Raw genomic sequence first — 14,497 nt, 5'->3', positions numbered from 1 at the left:
GTTCATAAGAGGTTGCCCTAGCCTAAAGCAGGGGCAGAAGAGGGTAAAGCGTTCAATATTAATGATTTGTAACACAAATAACGGGCGATCCCGGCCCGATTTGGCTATTATTCTGGCCGTTTTTCCCTCCATTGAGCGTTTTATGTCCGCAGTCGATCTGGGCACCGCCCCTCTTTCCCGCCTCTTTTGGCGCTATGTCACCCCGACCGTGGCCGCCATGCTGGTCACCGGCATCTATGTCACCATCGATGGCATCTTTGTCGGCCATATTCTGGGGCAGGATGGCTTGGCCGGCCTGATGCTCGCCTATCCCATCTGCGCCGTGCTCTACGCCGTTGGTGCGCTGATCGGCATGGGCTCCTCCTCGCTCGCCTCTTTCTACCTTGGCAAAGGGGAGCAAAAACGGGCGCGCCACATCGTCGGCAATGCACTGGTGATGGTGCTGGTGGCTGCGGCCGTGCTCGCCTTCATCGGCATCAACTATGGCGATGAGATGCTGGCATGGATGGGGGCCGAAGGGGATATTTTTACCGCCGGTCTGGCCTATCTGCAGTGGTATGCCTGGCTCGGCGTCTTTGCCGTGCTCTCCATGGCCTTTACCGCCCTGCTGCGCAACGACGGGCGGCCGGGACTGACTACCTGGATCCTGGTCGGGGGCGGCCTGCTCAACGTGCTGCTCGACTATCTGCTGATGGCAGTTATTCCATGGGGGCTGGCGGGTGCCGCGATTGCCACCATGCTCTCCCAGGCGGTTACCGGTGGCCTCTGTCTGTGGCACTTCTTTACCCCGCGCAGCAAGTTGCGCATCGGTTGGGATACCCTGCTGCCCGACTGGCGGTTGATGCTGGAGACGGTGAAACTCGGCTTCTCCAGCTTCCTGATGTACCTCTACCTCTCGGTGGTGCTGGCGCTGCATAACAAGGCGTTGCTGGCTGTCGGCACCTCTTTGCATGTCGCGGCCTATGGGGTGATCAGCTATACCGAGGCCTTCTTCTATCTCATCTTCGAGGGGATCGCCATGGGGATCCAGCCCATTGCCAGCTTCAATGCCGGCGCGGGCAACTGGCAACGGGTGTTGCGGATCCGCAATCTGGCGCTGGGGGTGACCGTCGCCATCGCTCTTTGTGGCATGGTGCCGCTCTACCTCTGGCCCGAGGGGGCTGTCTACCTCTTTGCTGGCGACAATGCGACTCTGCTGCCGGTGGCAACGCTCGGGATCTGGCTCTACTTCTGGGGGCTGCCGATGGAGGGATTGCTGCTGGTGGGCGCCACCTATTTTCAGGCGATCAACCGCCCACGCATCGCCTCGCTGCTGACCGGTGGCAAACTGCTGCTGATCGGTGGCTTCCTGTGGGGATTCTCGACCCTGTGGGGCGTGGCCGGGGTGTGGCTGGCACTGCCGACCTGCAGCACTCTGCTGGTGTTGCTGATGTGGCGGGCGATGCGTCAGGAGTCAGGCTCCCACAGGCAGGACTAGTCAGAGTAGCGGGCGTTTTATACAACAAAGGCAGCCATTGGCTGCCTTTGTCATTATCAGGGCTTGAATGCGCCGATAAAGATGGCGGGATCGACCCGGGTGTCGTTGAGGCTGACGTTCCAGTGCATATGGGGCCCGGTGGCGCGACCGGTTGAACCGACCCGTCCGACAATGCCGCCGCGCGGCAGACTCTGGCCGAGCGTCACATCGATTTTCGACATGTGGCAGAACATGCTGATGAGCCCCTGACCGTGGTCGACAAAGACGGTATTGCCGTTGAAGAAGTAGTTGCCAATCAGGATCACCTTGCCGGCGGCAGGGGATTTGATCGGGGTGCCGGCGCCGACGGCGAAGTCGAGCCCGGAGTGGGGATTGCGCTCCTCGCCATTGAAGAAGCGGCGCAGGCCAAACGGGCTCGACAGCGGGCCATCGACCGGCTTGTCGAACATCAGATTGCTCGGCTGGTTGGGACTGAAGGTCTGGTAGGCATGGGTTTGCTCGGCCAGTTCACGGTTGATGCGGGTCATGTCTTCGGCGAGCGGATTGACCTGACGGCTGTTCTTGAGCTTGATGTGCTGCTCGCGGTAGTGCTTAGGTGTCACGGTAAAGGCGAGGGTGCGACCATCGCTGGTGGTCAGTTGTTGGGCCCCAAGCGGGCTTTTGAGGGAGATGCCGATGATGGCGATCCACTGGCCATCTTCCTGCACGACCAGTACAGGCTTGCCTTGATAATGGGCTTGTGGCGCCGGGGATGCCTTGCCAAGGGGGACGACGGCCACGCCGCCCGGCACCGGATGGTTGAGCAGACGGCTGATAAAACCTTCGGCAAGCGCCGACTGGCTGGCCAGCAATAACAACAGACAACACACAACTCTCATGACGATACCACTCGCTGTTAAAACGCCTCAGATGGCGGAAAGTGCGCCCCGTGGGCTGGCTGATTGGCCTGCGGGCGCAGGGAGACGATTTTGCCCTCTCTGCGTAGTTGCAGCCAGTGCCGGGTGGTGAAAAGAGCGGACAATCGGGGTCGGCTGCGTCAGGTTTTATGTCGCTGACATCCCGCTTCGCCATTGAGTCACTGGTGCCCAGCCTCTAGAATCGGCATCCGGCACTGATGCCTGCGATACACCGAGGAGACGACATGAATGGATTATCCCCTTTGCGCCAAGCACCGGCCCGCCACCCGCTCAGCCGTGGCTGGGTCTGGGTTCGCAGCGGGTTCGATATCTTCAACAAGGGGATGGGTGCTAGTGTCACCATGGTGGTGTTCTGGTTCGGCGTTGGCATGGTGCTCGACCTGCTGCCAGCCGGCGGGCTGATCTCCCAACTGCTCTATATGGTGTGGGGGGCGGGGTGGGCCGTCGTGGCTGCCAGGGGATACCGCGGTGAAGCGCTCAACTTCAACGATCTCTTTGCCGGTTTTCGCCATAAGCTGACCCCCCTGATGCTGGGTGGTCTGCTGGTCTTGGCACTCTTCACCCTGATTGGGCTGGTTTGTGTGGGACTGCTCTCCATGTGGGGTCTGCTCTCGGTGCTGACCCAGGATCCCGATAGCATGGTGGTCTCAGCCCTGCAGGTGCAGCAGCTGTTGATCGTGCTGCTGGTGGGGATGATGCTGGTTATTCCGGTGCTGATGGCGGTCACCTTTGCGCCAGCCCTCATCTATTTCCACGATATCGGTATCTTGCAGGCGGCTCGCCTCAGCTTTGCCGGCTGTTGGCGCAACATGTGGCCCTTCTTCTGGTGGGGGATCCTCTGCGCCATCCTGCTGCTCTTTGGTGCTGTGCTGTTACTGGTGGGTCTGCTGGTGGTGATCCCGGCGCTCAACTACTCCATCTATGTGGCGTACCGCGACATTTTCGTCGACGAAGAGGGGGAGGTGACGCCTCCGGTTACTCCGTTCGGTTTTGAAGCCTGACGCAGCCTTGAACAGCTGATTAAAGAAGGAGCCCTTTGCGGCCCCTTCTGCATTGCTGGATATTTTCACTCCCGCCAAAGCGGGTCTGCCGCCATGCGAGCCAGCAGAAAATCGAGGAAGCTGCGCAGCAGCGGTGACATCTGCTTGCGGGTGGCATACACCCCGTAAACGCCGAGTCGCTTGGGTTGCCACTGGGTCAGCAGCGGAACCAGTTCTCCCCGCTCAAGATAGGGCTGGGCCGAGTAGCGTGGTTGCAGGCTGATCCCGGCACCGCCCAACGTCGCCTCCAGCAGCAGGTTGGAGATATTGGCACTCAGGTTGCCGCTGACCGGCACCGACTCGGGGCCGTCCGGGCCGTTGAACTCCCACAGGCTCTTGCCGAAGTAGGTGTAGGTGAGGCAGTTGTGCAGCGCCAGATCCTGCACCTTTTGCGGTGCCGGGTGGTTGGCCAGATAGGCCGGGCTGGCGCAGACCACCGAATGGCAGGTGCCAAGTCGGCGAGCCACCAGATTGGGGTCGAGATCGTTGGTGATGCGCACGGCCAGATCGATCCGCTCCTCCACCAGATTGACGGTTCTGTCCAGCAGCAGGATATCGATGGCGGTGCCCGGGTATTGCGCCAGATAGTCGTTGGCCGCGCCAACCAGCAAGGCTTCCGAGAGGGAGTAACTGCTGGTGATCCGCAGTTGCCCCTTGGGGGCATCATCCCCCTTCACGGCGATCTGCTCCATCTCCTCTCCCAGCGCCAGCATGGCACGGGCCCGGTTCAGCGCCTCCTCACCCGGGCCGGTCAGGCTAAGACGCCGGGTGGTGCGATGCAGAAGGCGGGCGCCCATCCAGCTCTCCAGCTCGGCCAGGTAGCGCGACACCATGGCGCGTGACATATCCAGTTTCTCGCCGGCGCCACTCAGGCTCCCCTGTTCGACTACGCTGACGAAGACCCGTAAAGCGGTCAGTCGATCCATGTATGGCTCTCTATATGTTCGATTTGTGCAACAGTGATGCGCTGTTAGTGCTGTATTTGCACCTTAAGTGATCTAATAAACTCTGTCCATCAAATGAACCCCCGAATGATTAATGAGGAAAACATGATGAACAACCTGATCCGCAACCTGACTCTGACCACCACCCTGCTGAGTGGCGCCGTTCTGGCGGGCCCGCTGAGCGTGACCGTCTACAACCCCGGTGAAAAGGCGATCTTCCCGGTCTCCTCCTCGCTGGTAGCGGGCGATAAAGAGGCCATCCTGATCGATGCCCAGTTCGACGTACAGAATGGTCAGGCGCTGGTCGACATGATCAAGAAGAGTGGCAAGCAGCTGACCACCGTCTATATCAGCGCCGGTGACCCCGACTTCTACTTCGGTCTGGAGCCGGTACTGGCAGCCTTCCCGAACGTGAAGGTGCTGGCCGACCAGCACGTGGTCGACCACATCAAGGAGACCAAGGATGCCAAACTGGCTTACTGGGGCCGATCCTGGGCAAAGGGGCACCGAAGAGCCTGACCGTGCCGCAAGTGATGACTGCCAGCCAGCTGACCCTTGATGGCGAGAAGATCGAAATCAAGGAGATGAACACGCCGAATGCCTACCTCTGGGCACCTTCCATCAAGACCGCTTTTGGTGGTGTGCCGGTTTACCACGGTGTGCATGTCTGGATGGCCGACAGCCAGACCAAAGCGGCCCGCAGCAACTGGGTTCAGGCTCTCGACAAGCTACTGGCGCTGAAACCCGAGCGGGTAGTGCCGGGCCACTTCCTGGGTGCTGAACCGAAAGGGAGCGAAGCTGTGACCTTTACCCGCGGCTATGTGCAGCGTTTCGAGCAAGAGCTGGCGAAAGCGAAGAACTCCGGCCAGCTGATCGATAGCTTGAAGAAAGCCTACCCCTCCCTGCCGGTTGACGATGGTCTGGCCATCGGTGCCAAGGTCAATACCGGCGAGATGAAGTGGTAATTCACTGAGCCGTATCCCTGTGTTTTTTTACCGGGCCAGAGGGCCCGGTTTTTTATCCTGAATGTGAAGAGAGATACCATGAAGCAACAGAATCCCGTTCTCCATTATGTTTACGACCCCCTCTGTGGCTGGTGCTACGGTGCGGCGCCCCTGCTGCAAAGTGCTGCCACCATTACCGGGCTGAAGATTGAGCTCCATGCTGGCGGACTCTGGCTGGGTGTGCGTCGTCAGCCGATGGGCGAAGCGCTGCGCGACTACGTCCGGCCTCATGATCAGCGGATCGAAGCGCTGACCGGTCAGCCTTTTGGCGAGCGTTATTTCAACGATCTTCTGCTGCGTGAGGGTTGTCTGCTGGACTCCGAACCGCCGATCCGTGCGGTACTGGCAGTCACCGCACTGGGTGGTGATGGCCTGACCATGCTGCACCGGATCCAGCAATCCCATTATCGGGACGGGATCTGGGTGGGCTCTGCCGAACATCTGGCCACGCTGGCAGCAGAGCAGGGGATCAGTGAAGACGCGTTCCAGCAAGCCTATCTGCAGGCCCCTCTGCTGCAACATCTGGCTGACAGCCAGGGGTGGATGAAGAGGGTTGGTGGTCAGGGCTACCCCACGCTTGGGCTGGAGTGCGATGGCAAGGCGAGCCCTGTCCGAGTGTCCGACTTCTTGGGCGACCCGGCCGGGTTGCGTCAGCAGCTGCTGGAGCTGATGAAATAGTTATTAAAGTGTGAACAGATAATGCACCTTTAGCGCGGAGGGGGCAGGCCGATATTCCGGTATGCAGAAGCGATATGAAACACTTCGATTTTCTGCTTGCAGGCTATGCTCTATATGACCATTCCCGAAGGATGTCGCGGGAGTGCAGACCTATTTCAAGGAACCCCTCCTATGTTCAAAAACATGTCTATTGGTCAGAAGCTGAGTGCTGGATTTGCCATTCTGGCTGTGCTGGTGCTGGGCTTGGCCTGGTTCTCCATCAGCCAGTTGGCCAAGCTCTACGGTGATACCGAAACCATTACCACCAATTTGCTGCCTTCCACCCGTTATGCCAGCCAGATGCACGTGGCAATTCTGGATGCACGTCGCTCCGAGCTGTCTCAGGTGATTGCGGGGCTAAACAAGGATGCCCAGGAGGTGAGTGAACGGACGCTCACCTTCAACAAGGCCAAGCTGGCGTTTGATACTGCGGCTCAAAAATATGGTGCAATGCCCTTTGCTACCGATGAAGAAAAGCAGACTTATGAGCAACTGCTTAATGCTGGTGCCAAATATTTCTCGGTGCATGAGGAGTTGGTCAATGCGTTTGCTGCCGGTGATCTGGATAAAGTCAGAAGTCTGCGCAAAAACGAGACCAGAGCTGCGTTGGAAGAGGCGGGGGCTAAATCACTGCGACTGCGCGAAATCAACAATGAAATCGCCGAGCAGATGACCAAAGGGGTGGCCGATCTCTACGACAGCGCCAGAACCATGAGCATTGTTGTCAGCCTAATCACCCTTGGCTTTGTCGTTGTGATTGCCTGGCTGCTGACCGGCCAGATCCGCAATCCGGTTATGGTTCTCCTTGAGCAGACTCGCAGAGTCTCTGCCGGGGATCTCACCTCGCGTATCGATATGCAGCAGTTCAACAACGACGAATTGGGAACGCTGGCCAAGGGGTTTGGCGAGATGCAGACCAATTTGCGTACTCTGGTCAGCGAAGTATCAGGTTCAGTAGTGCAGCTGAGTTCTGCTGCCGAGGAGATTAGCTCGGTCGCCAGCCAGTCTGCCAACAATATGCATTCCCAGCAGCATGAGCTCAATCAGCTGGCAACGGCGATGAACGAGATGCAAGCCACGGTGCAGGAGGTATCACGCAATACCAGCGATGCCGCCAGTGCTGCCACTTCTGCCAGTGAAACTGCTGAACTGGGGGCCAAGACGGTCAATGACTCCATCCAGCGCATCGAGCGGGTGGCGAGCGCTATCGAGAGTACCGCGGTGGTGATCCGCCAGTTGGGTGATGACAGTCGCAACATCGGCATGGTGCTGGAAGTGATCCGCGGCATTGCCGAGCAGACCAACCTGCTGGCGCTTAACGCGGCTATCGAGGCTGCCCGTGCCGGTGAACAGGGGCGCGGGTTTGCGGTGGTGGCGGACGAGGTGAGAACCCTGGCCAAACGTACTCAGGACTCCACTTCCCAGATCAACAACATCATCGCCGAGCTGCAACAGCGTGCCGAGCAGGCTGGCAGCACCATGCAGCAGAGCCAGGATCTGATGAATACCACTGTGGCTACGGCGCGGGAAGCTGGCGAGTCTATCTCCCAGATCAGTGGCTCGGTCAGCAGCATTTCTCACATGAATATCCAGATCGCGACAGCGACCGAAGAGCAGGGGGCTGTGAGCGAAGAGCTCAACCGCAACGTGGTCAATATCAGCCACGCCTCCGAGGAGGTCGCTTCCGGTGCAACCCAGATGGCGCAGGCGTGCAACGAACTGAACCATCTGGCGACCCAGTTGCAGGAGATGGTGCGCCGTTTCCGGGTGTGATTATTACAAAAGCAAGGCCGACAACCGCAAGGTTGTCGGCCTTTTTTATTAACGTAGCAATATGGCGTGAGTCCTGGGATGGCGATGGCTTGTTCCTGGTGCGGATATTGGGCATTCTGTTGACCCATTTGCCGGGCAGGACTCTTGCTGTATGAACCTTCGTGATCTCGAATATCTGGTGGCACTGGATGAGGAAAAGCACTTTCGCAAGGCGGCCGAGCGCTGCTTTGTCAGCCAGCCAACCCTGAGCGGCCAGCTGCGCAAGCTGGAGGATGAGCTCGGGGTGATCCTGATTGAGCGCACCTCACGCAAGGTTCTGTTTACCCCTGCAGGGGATGCCATGGCCCAGCAGGCGAGACGTGTGCTCAAGGAAGTTCGTGAGCTCAAGAGTATCGGTCAGCATTTTTCAGAACCCATGTCGGGAGAGATCCATATCGGATTTATCCCGACGGTGGGGCCTTACCTGTTGCCTCGTATCATTCAAGCCCTGCGCGAGAGCTTCCCCCAGCTGGAATTCTACCTCTATGAAGAGCAGACCCAGAGCTTGCTCAAGCGGCTGGAGGAGGGAGAGCTGGATTGCGTCATTCTGGCCGAGATGGCTGGCATGGAGGGCTTTGGTTCCATCCCGCTTTATCACGAGCCGATGTGGCTGGCAGTGCCTTGCCAGCACCCGGAGGCAAGCGCCAAAGATGTGCCGCTCGGGCATCTCAAGGGTAAAAAGCTGCTGATGCTGGAGGATGGCCACTGCCTGCGGGATCAAGCCATGGGCTTCTGCTTTGCCGGCGGCATCGGTGAGGATCAGCGGTTCAAGGGAACCAGTCTGGAGACACTGCGCAACATGGTGGCTGCAGGTAGTGGCATGACCCTCATCCCCCGTCTGGCCGTGCCTGCCGATCGTGATGAAGGGGGCGTCAGTTATCGACCTGTTATCGATCCGGTTCCCGGTCGCACGATCTCTTTGCTCTACCGTCACTACTCGGTACGTCGCCCATGTTTCAATGAACTGGCAACCAAAATTGCGGGCTTGATGAAGGTCGCTCTGGCGCAATAAAAAAACCGGCAGCGCAGGCTGCCGGTTTGATTTGAACCATTGAGCTGATTTAGAAGATATCGTCGGTGGAGACGGGGCCTTCTACATTCGGATTATCTCCGCCATACACCTGATTGCCATCAGAGGTCGGTGTCGCATAGCGGGTTGGTTCGGTTCCTTCCTTGAAGTATTCATCGGTACCGCCACCCGTGGCCAGCAGTCCTGTCTCACTGTCAATCTTGACGGTCATGATCCCTTCCGGCACCGGCATCTTGTGCTCGGGGATATTCTTGAGCGCCACCTTCATGAAGTCGATCCAGATAGGCTGAGCAGCGCCACCACCAAACTCGGCACGGCCCAGACCGCGCTGGTGGTTGTCAAACCCGATCCAGGATGTGGCGACAATATCCGGGGTATAGCCGGAGAACCAGGCATCACGTGATTCGTTGGTGGTACCGGTTTTACCGGAAATATCGTGACGTTTAAGGTCACGCGCTGCACGCCAGCCGGTACCGCGCCAACCGTTGCCGCCCCAGATCGCGGTGCTCAGGGTATCGGTAATGAGGAAAGAACTCTGGGCACTGATGGTATGCGGAGCTATAGCAGCAGTGGCACTGGCTGGTGCTCCTTCAGTGGCAGGTGCAGTTTGTACGGTCTGTTGCTGCGGGTCATTCTGCTGTTCGCAGGTGGGGCAGGCGATCGCCGGATTGGCTTGATAGAGGGTGTTCTCCTGGCTGTCGGTTACCTTGTCGATAAAGTAAGGGGTGACCAGGAAACCGCCGTTGGCCAGTACCGAGTAGCCGCGCACCACTTCAAGAGGCGTGAATTCAGCTGCGCCCAGCGCCAATGCTTCATGAGGTGAAATGAAGTCGCGCGGGAAACCGAAGCGGGTCAGGCCGTCGATATAGGTATCGAGGCCAATGGCGCGCATCAGGCGTACCGACATGACATTCTTGGACTTGGCGAGACCCAAACGCAGCGGTGTCGGACCATCGTAGACTGCCGGCGAGTTCTTGGGTTGCCACATCGGCCCCTTGGAGGGATCCCACTGGTTGATGGGGGCGTCGTTGATAAGTGACGCCAGGGTATAACCATGCTCCAGCGCGGTGGCATAGAGGAAAGGCTTGATGTTGGAACCAATCTGGCGACGTGCTTGATCAACCCGGTTGAATTTGGAGAGTTCGAAGCTGAAGCCGCCGACCAGCGCTTCCAGCGCACCATTTTTCGGGTTCATGGCAACCAGTGCCGCGTTGACGTCCGGGATTTGAGCCAGTAGCAGCTCTTCACCCTGCTCGCGAACCCAGATCCGAGCGCCGACTTTCAACACATCCCGTGCGGATTTGGGGGCATAGCCTTGGCGGTCGTCGGTAATAAAGGCGCGAGCCCACTTGATGCCGTTCCAGCCAAGGGTGGCTTCTTTGCCATTTTTTAGAACCAGGGTGGCATTACGGTCATCCAGCTTGGTGACGACGGCAGCCATCAGCGGATCATAGGTAGGCTGTTTGGCCAGATGGGCGACGATCTGCTCGTAATCCCAGCTCGGCTCACCAGCTTTCCACAATTGTTCGCTCGGTCCGCGGTAGCCGTGGCGCATGTCATAGGCAAAGACACCATCCAGCAGGGCCTGTCTGGCCGCGCGCTGACGTTCGGCAGAGACGGTGGTGTAGACATGCAGGCCCATGGTGTAGGCATCTTCACCAAACTGCTCGACCATTTTCTGGCGCACCATCTCACCCAGATAGGGGGCATGCAGGGTCACTTCGGCACCGTGATAACGAGCCTTGATCGGCATCTTGGAGGCTTCGTCAAACTGGGCCTGAGTGATCTTGCCTGTCTCCAGCATCCGACCCAGCACAACATTGCGGCGTGCAAAGGCGCGCTCCGGCGAACGGATTGGGTTGAGCATGGAGGGGGCTTTTGGCAGACCGGCGATGATGGCGATCTCGTCGAGTCCCAAATCTTTTACTTCTTTACCGAAGTAGACTTGGGCTGCTGCGCCGACACCAAATGCACGGTAACCAAGGGGAATCTTGTTGAGATAGAGCTCGAGGATTTCGTCTTTGGAGAGGTTCTGCTCAATCCGCCAGGCAAGGAAGACCTCCTTGATCTTGCGGATCAAGGTTTTCTCGTTGCTCAGGAAGAAGTTGCGGGCAACCTGCTGGGTGATGGTACTGGCACCCTGACGGGCTTGGCCGGAGACAGCCCAGACAGTTGCTGCGCGCAGGATGCCGATGGGGTCGATCCCCGGGTGCTCATAGAAGCGGGCATCTTCCGTTGCCAGTACGGCATCGATCATCGGCTTTGGAATTTCATCCAGACGCAACGGAATGCGACGGATCTCGCCATATTGGGCGATCAACTCGCCATCACGACTATAGACCCGCATCGGAGTTGCCAGTTTGACGTCACGCAGTGCAGTAACGTCAGGCAGTTGAGGCTTGATGTAGAAGTAGATACCGATGAGGCTGGCAACACCCAGCACAGCACCTAGCATCATGACAATAAACAGGCGAACGAGCCATTTCAGCATGGAAGAACTACCAATCGTCTTAAAATTAGCCAACGGGCGCAGAGTATAGCCCTTTTGCTATCTGGAATTCGAGGTTTTCCTGTGGCGAGCCACCCACCTCGAAGGATGCGAGAGGTTAGCACTCCGGGGCGCAATAACCAAGGAGATGCCTTCCGATTAAGAAAGCGAGGCAAGTCACTTTTCGGTATAAACTTTATGACATTGATAGATAGAGCATTTAGGATAGCCAAAGACCTCTTCGGGTGGGCTGTCCTACACTCAACCCAGAAACCAAACCCAATAACGCATGGATGTGTATATGTTTGGGCTATTCAACAAGGGATCCCTCCTCCCGTTGGTGGGCGTTGATTTTGGCAGTCAGACCATCAAGGCGGTCACCCTCAGTGGACGTCCCGGCAAGCTGCATATCGATTCCGTCGCAAATATCGTTACCCCGAAGGGGACGCTGGTGGATTACCAGTTGCAGGATATCGAGCGAGTCAGCCAGTCCCTAAAAAGTCTTAAACGCCTGCTCCCCGGTAACAGTGACTATGCCGCCACGGCTGTGACGGGTTCCAATGTGATCACCAAAGTTATTCAACTTGATGCCGCTCTCAGCGACAAGGAGCTGGAGAATCAGGTTCAGCTCGAGGCCGAGCAAATCATTCCCTTTCCGCTTGATGAGGTCAGCCTCGATTTTGAGGTGCTGGGTAATAGCCTTAACAATGAAGAACGTCTTGATGTGCTGCTGAGTGCAGCACGAACTGAAAGTGTGAATGGCAGGGTTAGTGCGCTTTCCGAGTCAGGTTTTATGGTCAAAGTGGTTGATATCGGGTCACATGCGCTGGGACGCGCCGTGGTGACTTGTCTGCCTGAGCTGCTGGAAAACGAACGGCCTGTGGGGGTAATTGATATCGGTGCCAGCTCAATGACCTTTGCTGCACTGGTTAAGGGAGAGGTTATCTACTCGCGGCTGCAAAACTTCGGTGGCGATCAATATAGCCAGGCACTCTCCTCCTTTTATGGCATGACGCTGGAAGAAGCAGAGCAGGCCAAGATCAAAGGCACGCTACCGGTAGATCATGAGCTGGATGTGCTGATGCCCCATATCAACTCACTGCTTCAGCAGGTTCGCCGCAATATTCAGCTCTTTTGCAGCTCTTCCGGCTATCGGGAAGTATCCAGGCTGGTGTTGAGCGGTGGAGGGAGCTTGTTGCCGGGTCTGGTGGTGCAGCTGAAAGAGGAAGTCAACTGCGAGGTATTGCACCCGGATCTCTTTGCCTTGTTTGGCAAACCAAAAAGTGAAGTCGAACAGTCACATGGTGCGAAATATATGACTGCGTTCGGGTTGGCCTTGAGGAGTTTCACTCCATGTCAAATATAAACCTCCTGCCTTGGCGCGAGGTACGAGCACAGCGCCAGAAGAAACAGTTCGGTGTCTTACTGGGGGCCTTTGTGCTGGCGACGGTTGCACTTGGTTTTTTTGTCGACTGGTTGGTTGAACATCAGGTGGGCTCACAGCAGCAGCGAAATCAGCGTCTTGTTCAGGAGATGGCTATTTTGGATGCGCATCTGGGAGAGATTCGGTTGCTCAAGGAGCGGCGCAAAGAGCTGATCGACAGGATGCAGCTTATCGAGCAGTTGCAGATGCGCCGCAACTTGCCGGTTCGCCTCTTCAACCAACTGCCATCTTTGGTGCCTAACGGGGTCTATCTCAATACTCTTGCCTTGCAGAACAATATGATAGATGTAAATGGCAAGACGGAGGCATATGGTCGGGTAGCCAGCATGATGCGCAGGATTGATGCTTCCGGTTGGCTGGGACAGTCCAAGATCAGCACTATTTTTACTGCCGACGTTGAGCCTGTTTCCCTCAGCCAGTTTTCCATGATGTTCCTTATCGCCAACAATGCGGCAGCTGCCGATGATGCGAACAAGGAGAAAAAATGAATCTGCAGCAACTCAATGAGCTGGATTTCAACAACATAGCGAGCTGGCCCAAGGCTGCAAAAGTGATCTTTATTCTGTTTTGCTGTGTGTTGACTGGTGGGCTCCTCTACTACTACGTGATAGCCAACTCACTGGCTGTGCTGACACAAGAAACGGAGAAGGAGACTGAACTGAAGTCTCAGTTTGAGAGCAAAGCGATGCTTGCTGCGAACTTGGGGGTATACAAGGCTCAGATGGTTGAGCTGGAGCATCTGGTTGATACCCAGCTAAAGCAGCTGCCCAATACCCATGAAGTAGCGGGGTTGCTGGATGACATCAGTTTTATTGCCACTGATAACGGCTTGAAGCTGAATCGAATTAATTGGGAACCTGAAGTGAAACACGAATTTTCGACCGAGCTTCCCATGCGTATCGAGGTGGTAGGAACCTATCATGAACTGGGCAAGTTCACGGCTGACATGGCGGCGTTACCTCGTATCGTCATCCTCGACTCCTTTACGCTCGATCAGAACAAGGATTCGGGAGACCTGATCTCGATGTCGATGCTGGCCAAGACCTACAAATATAACGGCAAAACAGTGGGGTCTAAATAATGAAGCGTATCTGCTGGTTGTTACCTGCTCTCCTGCTGGCGGGGTGTGGTGGCCAGGAGGACATGGATTCCTATATTGCCGACGTCAAAGCAAGGCCGCCGATCCCCATTGAACCATTGCCGGAGCTCAAGCCATTTTCTCCCATGCACTACCAGCAACAGGAGTTGCGTAGTCCCTTCATGATGCCTCAGCCCGAGGCGAGCAGTGGGGCCGAGAATAGTGCCAAGCTAAAGCCTGATTGTGCACAAGTAGTAAGCGCTCGGGAAAAAGAGGTGCTGGAGAATTACTCGTTGGCCAGCCTGTCGATGCAAGGTTCATTGGCCAAGGCCGGGCAATTGTGGGCGTTGATCCGAACTCCCGATGGTCAGTCTATGCGGGTCGGGCTAAACCAGTATATGGGGCTTGATCAGGGGCGGGTCATCAAAATTACCGATACTGCAGTGGATTTGCTGGAAACCATACCGGATGGGAAGGGGTGCTGGGTAACAAGAGAAACCCAGTTGGCCATGGCCAATACGCAGGCAAAACAATAATCAGGGATGA

Annotated in this window: 12 protein-coding genes and 1 pseudogene; 10 read left to right on the top strand and 3 right to left on the bottom strand. The window is 57.1% G+C overall.

Going from position 1 to position 14,497, the window contains the following annotated elements; translation table 11 throughout:
* The first annotated feature begins 142 nt into the window (after positions 1-142).
* Entirely contained in the window at positions 143-1,477 is a 1,335-nt protein-coding gene (locus WE862_RS20055) for an MATE family efflux transporter (protein ID WP_042029778.1), read from the top strand.
* Positions 1,478-1,533: 56 nt separating this feature from the next.
* On the opposite strand, the gene WE862_RS20050 is transcribed toward WE862_RS20055, so the two are convergent.
* Positions 1,534-2,355, bottom strand: coding sequence for a peptidoglycan DD-metalloendopeptidase family protein (locus WE862_RS20050; RefSeq protein ID WP_042029777.1), 822 nt, complete (start codon positions 2,353-2,355; stop codon positions 1,534-1,536).
* A gap of 263 nt (positions 2,356-2,618) precedes the next feature.
* Here WE862_RS20050 and WE862_RS20045 point away from each other — a divergent pair, with 263 nt between their 5' ends.
* Complete coding sequence (locus WE862_RS20045) at positions 2,619-3,395, top strand: BPSS1780 family membrane protein (protein ID WP_042029776.1); 777 nt, start codon at positions 2,619-2,621, stop codon at positions 3,393-3,395.
* A gap of 65 nt (positions 3,396-3,460) precedes the next feature.
* Here WE862_RS20045 and WE862_RS20040 read toward each other — a convergent pair whose 3' ends face one another.
* Complete coding sequence (locus tag WE862_RS20040; RefSeq protein ID WP_041210011.1) at positions 3,461-4,360, bottom strand: LysR family transcriptional regulator; 900 nt, start codon at positions 4,358-4,360, stop codon at positions 3,461-3,463.
* A 123-nt stretch (positions 4,361-4,483) separates the two neighbouring features.
* Between WE862_RS20040 and WE862_RS20035 the strand changes: the two are divergent.
* From WE862_RS20035 to oxyR, 4 genes and pseudogenes are all read left to right on the top strand, one after another.
* A pseudogene (locus tag WE862_RS20035) lies at positions 4,484-5,343 on the top strand (Vmh family MBL fold metallo-hydrolase).
* Between the two features lie 78 nt (positions 5,344-5,421).
* Positions 5,422-6,060 carry a DsbA family protein gene (locus WE862_RS20030; RefSeq protein WP_042029775.1) on the top strand — a complete coding sequence of 213 codons (639 nt, stop codon included), beginning with the start codon at positions 5,422-5,424 and terminating at the stop codon, positions 6,058-6,060.
* Positions 6,061-6,231: 171 nt separating this feature from the next.
* Positions 6,232-7,872, top strand: a complete 1,641-nt coding sequence (locus WE862_RS20025) for a methyl-accepting chemotaxis protein (protein ID WP_042029773.1) — start codon at positions 6,232-6,234, stop codon at positions 7,870-7,872.
* A gap of 151 nt (positions 7,873-8,023) precedes the next feature.
* Entirely contained in the window at positions 8,024-8,923 is a 900-nt protein-coding gene (gene oxyR / locus WE862_RS20020) for a DNA-binding transcriptional regulator OxyR (protein WP_042029771.1), read from the top strand.
* A 49-nt stretch (positions 8,924-8,972) separates the two neighbouring features.
* On the opposite strand, the gene WE862_RS20015 is transcribed toward oxyR, so the two are convergent.
* Complete coding sequence (locus WE862_RS20015) at positions 8,973-11,432, bottom strand: penicillin-binding protein 1A (protein WP_042029770.1); 2,460 nt, start codon at positions 11,430-11,432, stop codon at positions 8,973-8,975.
* 298 nt (positions 11,433-11,730) lie between these two features.
* Here WE862_RS20015 and tapM point away from each other — a divergent pair, with 298 nt between their 5' ends.
* The 4 genes from tapM to WE862_RS19995 are packed head-to-tail and all read left to right on the top strand — an operon-like array spanning position 11,731 to position 14,487.
* Positions 11,731-12,795 (top strand): PilM family type IVa pilus assembly protein TapM, encoded by a 1,065-nt coding sequence (gene tapM, locus WE862_RS20010; protein WP_042029769.1) that lies wholly within the window; start codon positions 11,731-11,733, stop codon positions 12,793-12,795.
* Entirely contained in the window at positions 12,783-13,361 is a 579-nt protein-coding gene (gene tapN, locus WE862_RS20005; protein WP_042029768.1) for a PilN family type IV pilus biogenesis protein TapN, read from the top strand. The genes tapM and tapN overlap by 13 nt, the downstream gene beginning before the upstream one ends.
* Positions 13,358-13,954, top strand: a complete 597-nt coding sequence (gene tapO, locus WE862_RS20000) for a PilO family type IV pilus biogenesis protein TapO (RefSeq protein WP_033112649.1) — start codon at positions 13,358-13,360, stop codon at positions 13,952-13,954. The genes tapN and tapO overlap by 4 nt, the downstream gene beginning before the upstream one ends.
* Complete coding sequence (locus WE862_RS19995; protein ID WP_042029767.1) at positions 13,954-14,487, top strand: pilus assembly protein PilP; 534 nt, start codon at positions 13,954-13,956, stop codon at positions 14,485-14,487. The genes tapO and WE862_RS19995 overlap by 1 nt, the downstream gene beginning before the upstream one ends.
* The last annotated feature ends 10 nt before the right edge of the window (positions 14,488-14,497 follow it).

The organism is Aeromonas jandaei (assembly GCF_037890695.1).
Taxonomy (GTDB): domain Bacteria; phylum Pseudomonadota; class Gammaproteobacteria; order Enterobacterales; family Aeromonadaceae; genus Aeromonas; species Aeromonas jandaei.
The sequence above is the reverse complement of the archived record's forward strand: the minus strand, read 5'-3'. Positions and strand labels throughout refer to the sequence as shown.